The sequence below is a fragment of the Frigoribacterium sp. MCBA15_019 genome, assembly GCF_001864945.1.
In the GTDB taxonomy this organism is placed as follows: domain Bacteria; phylum Actinomycetota; class Actinomycetes; order Actinomycetales; family Microbacteriaceae; genus Frigoribacterium.
Genome location: NZ_MJGS01000002.1, coordinates 346,568 through 360,714, shown reverse-complemented (window position 1 = coordinate 360,714; position 14,147 = coordinate 346,568). Strand labels below are relative to the sequence as shown.

Here is a 14,147-nt window from a genome sequence, read left to right as displayed (position 1 = left end):
CGAACGCCCGCGTCAGGATCCCCTATCGGGCGCTAAGCGCGTCTCGTGGCTCTGCGGCTCGACCAAGGAGTGTTACGAAGCCCAGATAGTTCGGAGGCGTCTCGTCGTCGACAAATTTGACGGGGAAAAGATCGGAGACGGGCAGCGACCCGCTGACACCTGCGTCCGTGCGGAACCAGACGGTCGGAACCTGCCGCTCACCATCCTCGACCGCGCGAACCGCCTCAGCCACTAAAAATGGCCACTTGGCTTCCTGTTCCGCCGATACCGCCAAGCTCTGGCCAGCGATCATCATCACCCTCACCACCCCATACTGCTCGCGGTGCCGTCCCATAGCCGATCGTCTATCGGGCAACGTCCGATCGCTGCACCAGGAGCGCGGAGGGATACCCAGAAGATGTCGCTGTCGAGGCGAAGCAAGCTAGGCGCGAACCCGAAATGCTTAGGGGGTACGGATGGCCTTCCGGCGAGCCAAGTAGCTGAGCAAGGCGCTCACGACCAAGACGACTACTCCAGCGATGGCAAGAGGGGCCGCGGCCAGCATCATCAGCCCTCCGCCGATGTTTGCTCCGGTGTCCGGTTCGGACAGCAGCGTCGTCAAGACGAAGCCGCCCGCGAGGACGCCCGACAGCGCCAGCAAAATGCCCCCGATGACAGCAATAGAACGGGATGTAGACATACTTTCTCGTACCTTCTCTGGCGACCTCAGGACACAGGGTGATGGTCGGGAGAGCCACACCGACGCGGTCCATCATCTCGAAACAGCAGCCCGTGGAAGGCACCGCTGAACTCCTCATACGGCGGCGAGGCCTGAGTGTCGACGAAGTTCAGACCATTGGCTTTTCAAACGGACGGGCGGTAGACGATCCCCTATCGGGCACCGCAGGGCGCTCAATCGAGGAGAGTTCCCTCCGTGATGGGGCGTTTAGGGAGCATCACCGAGAAACCTCAACGTCCGGTGAAGTCCTCGTCGGTGATGTGCTCGAGCCACGTGGTCGTGGCGGCGGGGTCGTCGCCGCTCTCGAGCATGGCTATGTGCTCCATGAAGACGCCGGGGGCGGCGGCGTGGAAGTGCTCCTCGCCGGGCGGGGTGTAGATCGTCTGGCCGGGGTGCACGTCGATGATGTGGCCGTCTCGGGTGCCGAAGCGGCCGACGCCGGCGGTGACGCGCAGGTACTGGCCCTTCTCGTGCGAGTGCCAGGCGGTGCGGGCACCGGGCGCGAAGCGCACGGTCGCGACGGTCATGTGCTGACCGTCCTCGTGCGGAACGGCGATGGGGTCGAGCCAGACGTCGCCAGCGAACTGCTCGGGCGGGTTCCTGCTGGTCGGGGTGGCGGGTTCGATGTTCATGGTCCGTCCTTACTTCTCGGCGGTGGTGAATAGGCCCTTGGCGACACCCATCGCGGCCATGCCGTTCGGCCAGCCGGCGTAGAGGGTGACGTGGGTGATGGCCTCGATCAGCTCCTCCTGGGTGACGCCGTTCTCGACGGCCCGCCCGAGGTGGAACTTCAGCTGCTCGGTGTTGCCGCCTGCGGTGAGGACGGCAACGGTGATCAGGCTGCGGTCGCGGGCCGAGAGTTCGGGCCGGTTCCAGACGTCGGCGAAGAGGACGTCGTCGGTGAGCTCGGCGAGCTTCGGGGCGAAGTCGCCGAAGAGGTTCCGTCCTCCTCCTACCTGGCGTGGCTGGTCGGTCATGGGGTGTCTCCTTGTCGCTCGGGTCGTCTCGTGGTCGAGGTCAGGTCAGGCCTCGGAGATCTCCAGGTCCCAGGTGGAGGGGTCGACCTCGTCGGGGTCGGGGCCGCCGCGCACTCCGCGGTCGAGCGCGTCGATGTCGACGAGTTCTCCCTCGGTGAGGTCGAAGTCGAAGACGTCGATGTTCTGGCGGATGCGGTCAGGATTCGTCGACTTGGGGATCACCGACCGGCCCTGCTGGAGGTGCCAGCGCAGCATCACCTGGGCGGGCGACTTGTCGTGCGCTACCGCGATGCGGCCGATGGTGTCGTCGTCGAGGACGCTCTTGCGCCCTTCTCCCCATCCCGGGTAGAACGTGATGCCGCCGATGGGCGACCAGGCCTGGGTCAGCGTGCCGAGTGCGGCGTCTGCCCGCTGGACCTCTGACTGCGTGAAGTAGGGGTGCAGCTCGACCTGGTTGACGGCGGGGACGACATCGGTCTCGGCGCGGAGGGCCTCCAGGTGGTGGGGCATGAAGTTGCTCACGCCGATGGCTCGCACCCGGCCGTCGGCCAGCAGCGCCTCGAGAGCCTGGTAGGCGGCAATGGTTCGCTCGAAGTGCTGGGGCATGGGCTGGTGCAGGATCAGCAGGTCGATCTGGTCGACGCCGAGCTTGGTGGCGCTCTTCTCGAAGGCGTGCAGGGTCTCGTCGTGCCCGTAGTCGCTCACCCAGACCTTGGTCTCGATGAACACGTCACTGCGGTCGAGACCGGACCGGCGGATGCCCTCGCCGACCTCGCGTTCGTTGCCGTAGCCGGCGGCGGTGTCGATGTGCCGGTACCCGGCGCCGAGTGCCGCCTCGACGGCCGCGGTGGTCTCGTCGGGCGGGCTCTGGAAGACGCCGAGCCCGAGGGTCGGGATGCGGACGTCGTTGTTCAGGGTCAGGAAATCGGTCATGTGTTCCTCCGTGTCGTGATCGGTAATCGTCACGCGTGGGGACGCGTGGGGGCCGGAGTCTCCGCTCCGGCATCGGGAGAGTGCACCCAGGACGCCAGGAGCGCGATGCGCTCCGCTGTCGCCGAGTGCGGCTCGATCGTGTAGACGAGCATGGTGAGTCCTGGGTCGGTGGTGAGGTCGAACGACTCGTAGCCGAATTCGAGATCACCGACCTGGGGGTGTCGGTAGCGCTTGGCGCCGCGTTGGAAGCGGATGACGTCGTGGGAGGCCCACAGGGCGCGGAACTCCGGGCTCTGGGTCGAGAGCTGGCCGACGAGGCGGATGAGATCCTCGTCGTAGGGGTCTCGACCCGCGGCCTGGTGGAGGAGCGCCACGACGTTGCGCTTGGCGAGGTCGGCGTCGACGTAGAAGTTCTCCGCTCGCTTGTCGAGGAACTGGAAGCGCGCCCCGTTGAAGAGCTCGCCGCCGGCGACCGGGCGGGGCAGGTCGTAAAGCGCTGCCCCGAGGGTGTTCGCTGCGACGATGTCGAGGCGCGGGTTCTGGATGATGGCCGGAACGGTCAGGGCGTCGAGCACCATCTGCGTCCCTGGAGCGACAGTCACCCCCGTGCGAGGCCGGGGACGACGGCGGACCGGTACCGCGGTCTGCTGGACGAGATCGAGGAGGTGCTGGGTCTCGGTGTCGTCCAGCTGCAGCGCACGGGCGATCGCCTCGAGCACCTCGCGGGAGGCGCCACGGGAGGTGCCGCGTTCGAGCTTGGAGTAGTAGTCGGTACTGACTCCGGCCAGCTGGGCGACCTCCTCCCGGCGAAGTCCCGGGACCCGGCGCGTGCCCGAGAACACTGGCACGCCCGCCTGGGCGGGCGTGAGGCGGGCCCGCCGGGAGGTCAGGAAGCTGCTGATCTCGTCCTGCGTCGACATGTCAGGCCGCGTCGATGGTGAGGTCGATGACCTCGGGGGTGGCGTCGTCCGGGTCGATGGCGCCTCGACGACCAGTGTCGAGAGCGGTGATGTCCTGCATCTGCTCCGGGCTCAGAGCGAAGTCGAAGACGTCGGCGTTCTCGGCGATGCGCTCGGGACGGACCGACTTCGGAATGACGCTCCGCCCCTCCTGCAGGTGCCAGCGGAGGATGACCTGGGCAGGCGTCTTGCCGTGCGCGTCGGCGATGGCCTGGACCTTCTCGTTCTGCAGCGGCGGGACCGCGCCGTTCTCGCCGGCCCAGCCGTAGACGCCCCCGATGGGCGACCAGGCCTGGGTCACGATGCCGAGTTCACGGTGCAGGGCGACCTGGTCGGGCTGCTGGAAGTTCGGGTGCAGCTCGATTTGGTTCACGGCGGGGACCACGTCGGTCTCGGCCACGAGCTTCCGGAGGTGGTCGGGCTTGAAGTTGGCCACTCCGACGGCACTCACACGTCCTTCCTTGAGGAGGTGCTCCGCCGCCCGGTAGGAGGCGACCGTCTTGTCCCAGCTCGCCGGCCACGGCCAGTGCAGGAGGTAGAGGTCGACGTGGTCGACGCCGAGCTTGGCGGTGCTGGTGTCGAAGGCCCGGAGCGTCTCGTCGTAACCGTAGTCGGTCATCCACAGCTTGGTGGTGAGGAAGACGTCGTCGCGGTCGACTCCCGACTCGCGCAGGCCGGCACCGACCTGTCGCTCGTTCCCGTAGGCCGCCGCGGTGTCGACCAGGCGGTACCCGGTGCGGAGCGCCGTCGCGACGGCGTCGCGGGCCTCGTCTCCCTCGCTCGCGAGGACGCCGAGTCCCAGCGAAGGGATCTCGACGCCGTTGTTCAGGGTGATGGTCTCGGTGGTCATGGTGTTCCTTTCTTCGTCAGTTTCCAGTAGAACCGTCGCCTGGAGAACGGGAAAGGCCGTGTTGAACAGTGGTCCCGTAGACCACCCCTCCGGGACTGCGCCGCTGTCCGGCCGTGATCCCCCTGGCCGCCGCGTCAGTCCTGGCGTGCGTACGTGGCTCGGAAGCCCTCGGTGGGGTCGGTCGGGGTCAGGACGAGCGTGTCGCCTGTGACTTCGAAGTCCCGCGCGAGACTCTGGCCGACGAGGTCCCGCGCGAGGGCGGACTCGATCTCGACGGTGAACGAGTCGTCGTCAACGGGGGTCACCTCGCCGTAGAAAGCCTCGTACCCGTCGACGGTGTACGGCCCGTCAGGGGCCGCCGTGTCGGGGTTGGCAGCCTCGACGGCCATCGTGCCGGCGGCCGTGAAGACGACCTGGCCGGAGTACGGGACGACTGACAGGTCGCCGTCCGTGCCGACCTCGAGCGAGGTCATCTCCCACTGGCCGGTCAGCCTGCTCGTGGGACCGCCAGATGATGCTGCCGGCGACTCTCCAGGGGTGTCGGTCGCCGTGGTGGAGGCACAGCCGGTCGCGCCCGCTGCGATGATGAGGGTCAGGGCGATGCTCGTGGTCCGGTGGTTCGTGGTGCGCATGTCGTGCCTTTCGGTCAGATGTCGGTCTGGGCTTCGAGGAAGTCGGGGTACCGGGCGCCGACCACGGCTGCATTGTCGGAAAGCGCGGTCAGTCGTTCCATTTGGGAGTCGGTGAGGGTCACGTCGAGGGCCCCCAGGTTCTCGTCGAGCCGGTGGGCCTTCGTGGTGCCGGGGATGGGGACGATGAACGGTTCGCGGGCCAGTAGCCAGGCCAGGGCGACCTGTCCGGGCGTTGCTCCCTGCTCCTCGGCGATTGCCTGCACGACGTCGACGAGTCTCAGGTTGTGCTCGATGACGTCAGGACCGAAGCGCGGGATGCTGGCCCGGAGGTCGCCTTCACCGAACGAGGTCGACGCCGTGATGGTGCCGGTCAGGAATCCCTTTCCCAACGGGCTGAACGGCACGAACCCGATGCCGAGTTCGCGGCACGCCTCCAGCACGCCCTCGTCGGGTCGGCGCCACCAGAGCGAGTACTCGCTCTGCACCGCGGTCAGGGGCAGCACGGCGTGGGCTCGACGGATGGTGCTCTCCGACGCCTCCGAGAGGCCGTACCGGTGCACCTTGCCGGCGGCGACGAGCTCGTTGACCGCACCGGCGTAGTCCTCGATCGGGATGTCGGGGTTGATGCGGTGCTGGTAGTACACGTCGAGCCTGTCGACCCCGAGACGGCGGAGTGAGCCCTCGGCTGCCTCGGCGACCTCCTCCGGTCGCAGCAGCCGTCCCCGCGGCTTCCGCGTCACGGGGTCGATGGCCGTTGCGAACTTCGTCGCGATCAGGACGTCGTCGGGCCGGTCGGCGAGAGCTTCGCCGAGGAGTTCTTCATTGGCGTGCGGTCCGTAGACCTCTGCGGTGTCGAACAGGGTCACACCCTGGTCGACGGCACGGCGCAGCAACTGCACCATGTCGTGTCGATCGGGTGCGACGCCGTAGCCGCCGGTCATGGTCATGCAGCCGAAGCCGATGGGCGAGACGGCGGGGCCGTCGGCGCCCAGTGTGCGAGTCGTCATGGTCTACCTCTCGAGGTGTCGGTGATGATCACGGCAGGACCTCAAGGGTCACGTCCGTGTCGTCGAAGTCCGCGAGTTCGTCGCGGGTCGCGTCGTAGCTGCCGAGGTGGATGGTGTCGTCGGAGTACTCGATCCCGGTCGCGTCGTAGTAGAACCCGAGGTTGCCCCAGGGGCTGAAGTAGATGAGGTCGCCGTCTTCAGGGTCGGAGCCGGGTGAGCCCTCGACGGTGAGCCCGGGTGAGGGGTAGCCGATCTTCTCCCGGCCGGCGAACTCCTCGAAGCGGATGGTGGTGGGGAGGCGGCTGAGGAGGTCGCGTGTGGTCGGGTTGTCCTCCTCGAGTGTGACGTCGACGGTCCGCCCGCCTCCGCTGAACCGGACCACCGTCCCGACGATCGCGTCGTCACGGGGGACGGGAGTCTCCGAAGGGGTGCTCTCGGGGCGCGATGTCGGGCTGCTGTCGCTGGCGGGCGACGACGACGGGATGGACGGATCGGCACTGTCGGCCGGGTCGCCGGCCGACGTCGAGCACGCGGCGAGGGTGGTGACACCGACGCCGACGGCGAGGAGGAGCAGTGTCGACGCGCGCCGTGAGGCAGTGGGACGGCCGGACGGCCAACGTGGAGCGATGCGCAGGGCCATGGAGAACGTTCCCGTCGTGTCGGCTACGGGCGGATCAGGACTTTGAGGGCCTGGCGGCCGTCCATGAGGCGGTAGGCCTCGGCGATGTCGTCGAGGGGCATCTCGCGGTCGAAGACACGGCCCGGGTCGATGGTGCCGTCGAGGACCTGCGGGATCGCGGCCTCGAGGTAGGCGCGCACGGTGGCAGGGCCGCCGGTGAGGGTGACGTTCTTGCCGAACAGCGAGGCCATGCCGACCGCCGCCTCCTCGTACTGGGGGACGCCGACGCGGCTGATGGTGCCGCCGGCGCGGACGATCCCGACGGCCTGGTCGTAGGCGGGCCTGTGGCCGACGGCCTCAAGGACGACGTGCGACCCCTCGCCACCGGTGATCTCCATGACCTTCGCGACGCCGTCGTCGCCGCGCTCGGCGACGACGTGGGTGGCGCCGAACTCGCGGCCGAGGTCGGTACGGGCGGTGTGGCGGCCCATGAGGATGATCGTCTCGGCACCGAGCTGCTTCGCCGCCAGCACAGCGGAGAGACCGACTGCACCGTCGCCGATGACGGTGACGGTCTTGCCGGGCCCGACGTCGCCGCGGATCGCGGCGTGGTAGCCGGTCAGGTACACGTCGGAGAGGGTGAGCATCGAGGGCATGAACGACTCGTCCGTGCCCGCGGGGATCGTGACAGCGGTGCCGTCGGCCTGGGGGACGATGAGCTTCTCGGCCTGCGTGGCCGAGGCGGCACCGTCGAAGAAGCCACCGTGGACGCACGAGGTGGTGATGCCGTCCCGGCAGAAGGCACAGGTGCCGTCGGACCACGCGAAGGGCACGATGACGGTGTCGCCGACCGCGAGAGTCGTCACGTCGTCGCCGATCTGCTCGACGACGCCGATGGCCTCGTGTCCCATGCGGCGCCCCTCGGGGGTGTCCTTGAGGTCGTGGTACGGGTGCAGGTCCGAGCCGCAGACACAGGCGTGGGTCACCCGGACGAGTGCCTCGTGGGGCTCCTGGATGACGGGCTCGGGGACCTCGACGACGCGGACGTCGCCGGACTTGTACATGAGGGTGGCCTTCATGTCGCTCCTTCTCGGGTTCTGTGGTGGGTGAGGCGCGCACGCGACCTCGGGATGGCTAGCCGGAGACCTCTTCTGTGCCGCCGGGGCCTCTCGTGGAAGACCGTAAGCGTTCATCACCCAGCTAGACAGGCCCGCTGAGAGCCCCCCTCGAGGGTCCGCCCGCAGCGCCTAGGCGTGCCCTAGCAGGGCCTGGCTGGCCGTCGACGGCCGTCGTAGCGTGACGGCATGGACAACCGAGCCGAGGTACGCGAGTTCCTCTCGTCACGCCGTGCAGGATTGACCCCGGACATGACCGGCGTCGTCACCGCGGGCGGTCGTCGCAGGGTGCCGGGGCTGCGCCGTGACGAGCTCGCCCGGCTCGCCGGCGTCAGCGTCGACTACTACACGCGGGTGGAGCGGGGAAGCCTCGCCGGCGTCTCCGACAGTGTGCTCGACAGCATCGCCCGCGCGCTCGAGATGGACCAGGCCGAGCGAGACCACCTCTACGACCTCGCTCGCGCCGCTGCCCCCGTCCGTCGTCGGCCATCGGCCAGTGCCGAGCAGAAGATCACCGACTCCCCGCTCCAGCACATGCTCGACGCGATGACCGGGGCGGTGGCCATGATCACCAACACCCGGATGGACCTCGTGGCCGCGAACGACCTCGGCTTCGCCCTCTACTCCGAGATGTACCGCGGCTCGCTCCGCCCCGCGAACCACTCACGGTTCATCTTCCTCGACCCGCGGGCGCACGACTTCTACCCCGACTGGGAGCGCGCTGCGAACGTCAACGTCGCCATCCTCCGACGCGACGCCGGTCGTGACCCCCACGACGCGGGGATCGCCGCCCTGGTCGGCGAGCTGTCGATCAGGAGTGATGAGTTCCGCGTCCGGTGGGCCGCGCACGACGTGCGGCGTCACTACACCGGCGCGAAGCAGTTCCGGCACCCGGTGGTCGGGCTGCTCGAGCTCGACTTCAACGCCATGGACCTCCAGGACTCCCCCGGCCACTCGATGACCGTCTACACCGCCGCTCCCGGCAGCGGTTCCGACGAGGGACTCCGGCTGCTTGCGTCCTGGGCCGCCACGGAACGAATCGTCGAACGGGCCCGCCGGGCCGAGCCCGCGACCTGACCTGAGCTGACCTGACCTGACCTGACCCGGAGCATCCCGCACCGTCCCGCCCTTGGACCGTGCGCCTCCTTCACCCCCTCGACCCACGGCCGTGCCTCGCCGCGCCCGGAAGGATCACGATGACCACGCCGACCGCGTCCGTACCGACCGTTCAGCCGCCCGCTGCGGGCCCTGGCGAGCAGGTCGGTCGTCTCCCACTGTTCTCCCTCGTCGTCCTCGCGACGACCGGGTTCATCCTCGTCGCCATAAAGACCATGCCCGCGGGGCTGTTGCCACAGATCGCCGCCGGGCTCGACACCGGCGAGGGCACCGTGGGGCTGCTGATCAGCGCCTACGCCCTCGGCACCGTCGTAGCCACCGTGCCCGCGATCTCGCTCACCCGCGGCATGCGCCGTCGGCCCCTGCTCGCGATCGCCCTCGTCGGCCTGATCCTGGCCAACGCCGTCGCGGCCCTCGCCCCCACCGTGGCAGTCGCCCTCGTCGCCCGCTTCGTCGCCGGCGCGTTCTCCGGGACGATCTGGGGCATGCTCGCCGCCTACGGCCGACGGATCAGCCCGGCGAACCAAGCCGGCCGCTCACTCGCCATCGTCTCGGCCGGCGCACCCGTCGGCTTCGCATTCGGCACCCCGCTCGGGTCGTGGATCGGCACGACCTTCGACTGGCGGTGGTCGTTCGGCGGCCTCAGCCTCCTCGGCGTCGCCGTCCTGGTGCTCGTGATCACCGTCGTCTCCGACGCCGCCCCGGCTCCGGCGGCGACACGCCTCCCCCTCGTCCGCGTCGTCCGCATCCCCGGGATCGCCCTGATCCTCGCGGTCATCGCGACGTGGATGATCGCCCACAACACCCTGTACACCTACGTGGCCCCTTACCTTCGCGCCGGTGGTTCCGGTCTCGGCGTCGATCTCACCCTGCTCGTCTACGGTGTCGCCTCGATCGGCGGCATCATCGTCACGGGCGCCCTGCTCGACCGGCACCCCAGGCCCTTGCTGCACGGCAGCCTGGCCCTGTTCGTCGGTGTCGGTGTGGTCCTCCTCGTTGGGCACGCCTCGGCACCCGCCGTGCTCATCGCAGCCGTCTTCTGGGGGCTCACCTTCGGCGGTGCCGCGGCTCAGCTGCAGGCCGCCCTTACCACCGCGGGCGGCGAGAACTCCGACGTGGCGAACTCGTTCCTGCCCGTCGCGTTCAACGTCGCCATCTTCGCCGCCGGCATCGTCGGCGCCGGCCTTCTCACCCGCACCGACGGCATGGTCCTCCCCGTCGTCCTCATCGTCTTCGGCGTCATCGCCTTCGGCGTCATCGCCTTCGGCCTCACGATCGTCGGCCGCCGGAACGCGTTCCCCGCGCGACTCTGATCCCCTCCCTCCCCCTGATTCACCTCACGCCCCGTGTCACACAGGGGCCTGTCACCAAGGAGCACTCCATGAGCATCACGACCCCCCGCTTCACCGGCAAAGTCGCCTTCGTCACCGGCGCCGCCGGCGGCATCGGCCGCGCCACCGCCCTCGCTTACGCCGCCGAAGGCGCCCGGGTCGCGGTCGCCGACCTGCCGGGCGCGGGCCACGACGAGACCGCGTCGTTGATCACTGCGGCGGGAGGGACCGCGACCGCCGTCGACCTCGACGTCTCGGACGCCTCACAGGTCGTCGCCGTCCTCGACCACGTCGTGTCCACCTGGGGCCGCCTGGATGTCGCGTTCAACAACGCGGGTGTCGAGCAGACGCAGACCCCCACCGCCGACCTCGACGACGCCGAGTTCGGCCGCATCATGGCCGTCGACGTGCACGGCGTCTACCTCTGTATGAAGCACGAGATCCGGCACATGAAGGCCTCGGGCGGCGGTGCGATTGTCAACACCTCATCAGGTGCTGGTGTCATGGGCATCGCCGGACAGGCGGCGTACGCGGCGGCCAAGCACGCCGTCATCGGCCTCAGCAAGTCCACGGCGCTCGAGGTCGTGGGCGAAGGCATCCGGGTCAACGTCGTCGCCCCCGGCATGATCGACACGGAGATGATCCAGCGCCTCACCGGCGGCACGGACGAGGGCTACGCCAATGTCATCGTCCAGGAGCCCATCGGCCGACTCGGCAAGCCCGACGAGATCGCTTCCGCTGTCCTTTGGCTCACCTCCGACGACGGCGGATTCGCCGTCGGGCACACCCTTATCGTCGACGGTGGCCAGACGATCGGCTGACGCCCCTCGCTGGACGAGGGGTTCGTCTAGGCGGGCTCGAGCGAGCCGAGTCGGCGCCCTGGCCGCATAAGTTGCATCGTCTCTGGCGCCCTGATCGTCTCGCCGTTGGCATCGCGCTCGCGTCATGGGCGACAGAGCTGTTCCGAGTATTCATCCGATAAGACCCCAGAACCAGAAATTTGCGGTCGTGAGGCCCCGACCGGCGAACCATCGTCTATCGGTCACCGTGGAGTTCCTGATCGCCCAACAGATGGCCGGTATCGAGGAGGCTTTCATGCAACCGGGCCTTTGGGGCAGCGGAGGCGTGAAGTCGCAGACGAGGCCCCTTGCGCAGGGCTGCTTTGCGGATAGAGTCGCGCCTACCGAGCGTTGATTGCATGTTCATGAGGCATCCCCAGACCCCGGGTGTCTCGGGAAACGGTGCGTTGCCCCATTCATCTCGGTGGTCTGAACGGACCACTCATGGGCTCCATCAGCTACGACGGGCTCGTGGTCGTCGTCGACGACCGCACCCTCACGCACCTCCAGATCGTCATCGTCAACAAGCTCCGCCGCGGCGAGGCGTTCCTGATGTCCTGGAAGGACAGTGTTGAGGCCGGGTCCGGCCGGAGCGCGATCTGGATGCATCCCCAAGTGCTCATCTACTTCAAGATCGACGGCAGCCGTGTACCTGCAATCAACGAGCGGTGGTTGCGCGAGTTGGCGGACTCCGCCGAGAGCTCCCGCGGCCTCGTCGTCACCACCGAGGCCGGGGACGTCCCGACCCTCGCCCCGAAGAAGTACTCCCAGCCCCACGGCACAGTGATCGCTGGTGCTGGCAGTGACCGGATCGCGGCCACTCGGGTAAGGGCGCCCGTGGAGCTGTCGTCGTGACCTCGGGTGCCATCGACGTCGAGTTCGCGACCTTCAAGCAACACTTCCTGAGCCGGGTGCAGCGGCGCCAGCTCAGACTCGACATCGGTCAGGACGACGCGCGGGGCATCTACGAAGACAGTGCTGCTCTGCACCGCGAGTTCATCACCTGGCAGAACCGAGGCAACCAGCCCACCGCGACGACTCCCCGCTCTAAGTCGCCGTCGCTTGGTCCGTGGCACAAATGGACCAGAGTCAGACGCAATAGGCCGTGAGCGGAGCCCTCGACCGCGGTGCCCACGGTGGGGGAACTGTGGCAGTCTCGACAGCCTCCAAGCAGATCATGACCGGCCAGCGATCCCCTACTGCGACGCCCCGCATCCTCCCGATCGCCAGGAGCGCGCCTCGATCAGCAGCGCCTCGACGATCGGCTGCTTCTCGCTCACATATCGATCGCGTTGCTTCGCGTAGCGAGCTGTGAGGTCTCGCTTTGCTTGCTCGTACCGACTAAGCGCTTCGGGCGTCGCTCGTAGGTAGTCCCTGAACAGCAAGTAGTCGACCCAGACCGAGGATCCGAGCTTGACCACGTGCACGTGATCAGTTCTCCTGTCCTCGCCGATGCGATGGAGGAACGCGTGATCGGGGTCGTCGACGAACGAGGCGGAGATGCACTCGAAGCCCAGAGCGCGCAGGAGGTCGATGTGCCCGTCGTCAAGCGCGTCAGAAAGGCTCGGAACGCCCACCGCGAGGTCAACTGTGTCCTTCGATGCCAAACCGGGCACGCTCGTTGACCCAACATGCTCAATCGACGCCTGGGCGCCACGGCCGCACTGTTGCCTGGTCCGTCGACGTCGATCGCGTCAACCAGCTCGTCGACGTCTGGCGCGACTACCTCACAGGCAGCTGACTTGCGTAGCTCTCTGCCCCATCGTCGTCACTGATATCTGGCAGATACGCAGGGTCAGGGTAACGTGAGCGCATGGATCGCAGGTACCAAGTATTCATTAGCTCAACATTTCGAGACCTCGTAGAGGAGCGTCGCGAAATCATGCAGGCGCTGCTGGAAATGGACTGTCTTCCAGCAGGTATGGAGTTGTTCCCGGCGAGTAATGAAAGCCAATGGACCCTCATCCAGGGTGTCATCGACGCTAGCGACTACTACCTCGTAGTTCTTGGCGGCCGTTATGGAAGTGAAACAGAGGAAGGAATCAGCTACACAGAGAAGGAATATGACTACGCCGTGCAAGCCGGAATTCCGGTTATGGGCTTTGTGCCGGCCAATCCGGACTCAATTCCGGCAGGAAAGACAGACAAAAACGATGCCGCCGCTCAAAAATTAGCTGAGTTTCAGGCCAAAGTGCAGAATCGCATGACTAAAGAGTGGTCGTCTCCAGAGGATCTTGGATCTAAGGTCACAAGGGGCATGATCAACCTTATAAAGACCAACCCGCGACCCGGGTGGGTGAGAGGCACCGAGGCTATGACGCCGGAAACGCGGGCGGAAATTGCGGAACTTCGTGCACAGATCGCTCAGCAAGAAAAGCGAGATGTCGAGGGATCGATTATCACTGCGGCGGAGATTGACAAAGCTTTTGCGCACGGAGATGAAGAGATCGCGATTGAAGTCAACCATCGCGGGTATGAAGGCTATAAACCATACTACGAAGATGGAAATATTTCGTATTCGTGGAATGAGGTTGTCGAGGCAATCGGACCTTTCATGCTTGATGAGGCACCGGAACCATTGATTCGGAATGCGCTGGAAAGCGATGTGCTTCGGTCCATACAAGAAAGTCCTGAGATTTGGACGACCACCTGGTCGAGTCAAACGGCAGCCATTTCAGACAGCTCTTGGGGCTCAATCATTGTTCAGCTGCGGGCCCTACGAATCATTCAGACGGGGACCAAAAAACGCACCGTCAGCGACAAGGCCGTCTACTGGAAGCTAACTCCGGCTGGAGACGACTATCTCGTTGGGCTCCGAGCAGTCAGTCACGATCCCGACTTCCGGAAAGCGTCTGACTGAAACGCAGGTGATGCCCGAACTTCGGCGACAGTCCGAAACTGCTCGCTGAGTCCGTCGCACCTGTTGCTCGCAATGGAAAAGGGCCCCGGACGGGGAAGACGGAGCGCAGCTCGTGCGCGGTGCGGGCGAACCGGTTCACCCAAAGCGGTTGCGAGTCGACTAGGGCGACTTCGGAGAATGCCTTGTTCACA

General features: G+C 66.9%; 15 protein-coding genes and 1 pseudogene. 6 read left to right on the top strand and 10 right to left on the bottom strand.

The annotated features are described in order from the left end of the window. Positions 1–948 precede the first annotated feature (948 nt). From BIV04_RS06660 to BIV04_RS06620, 9 genes are all read right to left on the bottom strand, one after another. Positions 949–1,350, bottom strand: coding sequence for a cupin domain-containing protein (locus BIV04_RS06660; protein WP_071255274.1), 402 nt, complete (start codon positions 1,348–1,350; stop codon positions 949–951). A 9-nt stretch (positions 1,351–1,359) separates the two neighbouring features. Then, on the bottom strand, positions 1,360–1,695 hold the full coding sequence (locus BIV04_RS06655) for a carboxymuconolactone decarboxylase family protein (protein WP_071255272.1): 336 nt from the start codon (positions 1,693–1,695) through the stop codon (positions 1,360–1,362). A 45-nt stretch (positions 1,696–1,740) separates the two neighbouring features. Further along, positions 1,741–2,628, bottom strand: coding sequence for an aldo/keto reductase (locus tag BIV04_RS06650; RefSeq protein ID WP_071255268.1), 888 nt, complete (start codon positions 2,626–2,628; stop codon positions 1,741–1,743). A 29-nt stretch (positions 2,629–2,657) separates the two neighbouring features. After that, positions 2,658–3,548, bottom strand: coding sequence for a helix-turn-helix domain-containing protein (locus tag BIV04_RS06645; RefSeq protein WP_071255266.1), 891 nt, complete (start codon positions 3,546–3,548; stop codon positions 2,658–2,660). A gap of 1 nt (position 3,549) precedes the next feature. Next, entirely contained in the window at positions 3,550–4,437 is an 888-nt protein-coding gene (locus tag BIV04_RS06640; RefSeq protein ID WP_071255265.1) for an aldo/keto reductase, read from the bottom strand. A gap of 134 nt (positions 4,438–4,571) precedes the next feature. Continuing rightward, positions 4,572–5,069: a lipocalin-like domain-containing protein gene (locus BIV04_RS06635; protein WP_218141827.1), complete on the bottom strand. Its 498-nt coding sequence runs from the start codon at positions 5,067–5,069 to the stop codon at positions 4,572–4,574. Positions 5,070–5,083: 14 nt separating this feature from the next. Further along, positions 5,084–6,076 carry an aldo/keto reductase gene (locus BIV04_RS06630; protein ID WP_071255264.1) on the bottom strand — a complete coding sequence of 331 codons (993 nt, stop codon included), beginning with the start codon at positions 6,074–6,076 and terminating at the stop codon, positions 5,084–5,086. A 28-nt stretch (positions 6,077–6,104) separates the two neighbouring features. Then, the gene (locus BIV04_RS06625) at positions 6,105–6,716 is read right to left on the bottom strand and encodes a cyclophilin-like fold protein (RefSeq protein WP_177174776.1); all 612 of its coding nucleotides are present in this window, start codon (positions 6,714–6,716) and stop codon (positions 6,105–6,107) included. Positions 6,717–6,739: 23 nt separating this feature from the next. Then, on the bottom strand, positions 6,740–7,774 hold the full coding sequence (locus tag BIV04_RS06620) for an alcohol dehydrogenase catalytic domain-containing protein (protein WP_083396208.1): 1,035 nt from the start codon (positions 7,772–7,774) through the stop codon (positions 6,740–6,742). A 225-nt stretch (positions 7,775–7,999) separates the two neighbouring features. On the opposite strand from BIV04_RS06620, the gene BIV04_RS06615 reads away from it, so the two are divergent. The 5 genes from BIV04_RS06615 (at position 8,000) to BIV04_RS06595 (ending at position 12,205) form a co-directional block, all read left to right on the top strand. Next, on the top strand, positions 8,000–8,887 hold the full coding sequence (locus BIV04_RS06615) for a helix-turn-helix transcriptional regulator (protein WP_071255261.1): 888 nt from the start codon (positions 8,000–8,002) through the stop codon (positions 8,885–8,887). A gap of 119 nt (positions 8,888–9,006) precedes the next feature. Next, a complete protein-coding gene (locus BIV04_RS06610; RefSeq protein WP_083396207.1) occupies positions 9,007–10,239 on the top strand; it encodes an MFS transporter in 1,233 nt (410 codons plus the stop codon). A gap of 68 nt (positions 10,240–10,307) precedes the next feature. Continuing rightward, positions 10,308–11,078: a glucose 1-dehydrogenase gene (locus BIV04_RS06605; RefSeq protein ID WP_071255260.1), complete on the top strand. Its 771-nt coding sequence runs from the start codon at positions 10,308–10,310 to the stop codon at positions 11,076–11,078. 462 nt (positions 11,079–11,540) lie between these two features. After that, positions 11,541–11,951 carry a hypothetical protein gene (locus tag BIV04_RS06600; RefSeq protein ID WP_071255259.1) on the top strand — a complete coding sequence of 137 codons (411 nt, stop codon included), beginning with the start codon at positions 11,541–11,543 and terminating at the stop codon, positions 11,949–11,951. Next, positions 11,948–12,205, top strand: a complete 258-nt coding sequence (locus BIV04_RS06595) for a hypothetical protein (RefSeq protein ID WP_071255257.1) — start codon at positions 11,948–11,950, stop codon at positions 12,203–12,205. The genes BIV04_RS06600 and BIV04_RS06595 overlap by 4 nt, the downstream gene beginning before the upstream one ends. An 87-nt stretch (positions 12,206–12,292) precedes the next feature. Here the strand turns inward: BIV04_RS06595 and BIV04_RS06590 are convergent. Next, positions 12,293–12,757, bottom strand: a pseudogene (locus tag BIV04_RS06590) (GrpB family protein); the annotation flags it as partial. A 152-nt stretch (positions 12,758–12,909) separates the two neighbouring features. Here BIV04_RS06590 and BIV04_RS16425 point away from each other — a divergent pair. After that, positions 12,910–13,956 (top strand): DUF4062 domain-containing protein, encoded by a 1,047-nt coding sequence (locus tag BIV04_RS16425; protein ID WP_083396205.1) that lies wholly within the window; start codon positions 12,910–12,912, stop codon positions 13,954–13,956. Positions 13,957–14,147: the final 191 nt, after the last annotated feature.

Excerpts from the sequence above, each read along its gene's own strand:
- BIV04_RS06660 (WP_071255274.1), bottom strand. The coding sequence starts at position 1,350 with ATGAACATCGAACCCGCCACCCCGACCAGCAGGAACCCGCCCGAGCAG.
- BIV04_RS06655 (WP_071255272.1), bottom strand. The coding sequence starts at position 1,695 with ATGACCGACCAGCCACGCCAGGTAGGAGGAGGACGGAACCTCTTCGGC.
- BIV04_RS06650 (WP_071255268.1), bottom strand. The coding sequence starts at position 2,628 with ATGACCGATTTCCTGACCCTGAACAACGACGTCCGCATCCCGACCCTC.
- BIV04_RS06645 (WP_071255266.1), bottom strand. The coding sequence starts at position 3,548 with ATGTCGACGCAGGACGAGATCAGCAGCTTCCTGACCTCCCGGCGGGCC.
- BIV04_RS06640 (WP_071255265.1), bottom strand. The coding sequence starts at position 4,437 with ATGACCACCGAGACCATCACCCTGAACAACGGCGTCGAGATCCCTTCG.
- BIV04_RS06635 (WP_218141827.1), bottom strand. The coding sequence starts at position 5,069 with ATGCGCACCACGAACCACCGGACCACGAGCATCGCCCTGACCCTCATC.
- BIV04_RS06630 (WP_071255264.1), bottom strand. The coding sequence starts at position 6,076 with ATGACGACTCGCACACTGGGCGCCGACGGCCCCGCCGTCTCGCCCATC.
- BIV04_RS06625 (WP_177174776.1), bottom strand. The coding sequence starts at position 6,716 with ATGGCCCTGCGCATCGCTCCACGTTGGCCGTCCGGCCGTCCCACTGCC.
- BIV04_RS06620 (WP_083396208.1), bottom strand. The coding sequence starts at position 7,774 with ATGAAGGCCACCCTCATGTACAAGTCCGGCGACGTCCGCGTCGTCGAG.
- BIV04_RS06615 (WP_071255261.1), top strand. The coding sequence starts at position 8,000 with ATGGACAACCGAGCCGAGGTACGCGAGTTCCTCTCGTCACGCCGTGCA.
- BIV04_RS06610 (WP_083396207.1), top strand. The coding sequence starts at position 9,007 with ATGACCACGCCGACCGCGTCCGTACCGACCGTTCAGCCGCCCGCTGCG.
- BIV04_RS06605 (WP_071255260.1), top strand. The coding sequence starts at position 10,308 with ATGAGCATCACGACCCCCCGCTTCACCGGCAAAGTCGCCTTCGTCACC.
- BIV04_RS06600 (WP_071255259.1), top strand. The coding sequence starts at position 11,541 with ATGGGCTCCATCAGCTACGACGGGCTCGTGGTCGTCGTCGACGACCGC.
- BIV04_RS16425 (WP_083396205.1), top strand. The coding sequence starts at position 12,910 with ATGGATCGCAGGTACCAAGTATTCATTAGCTCAACATTTCGAGACCTC.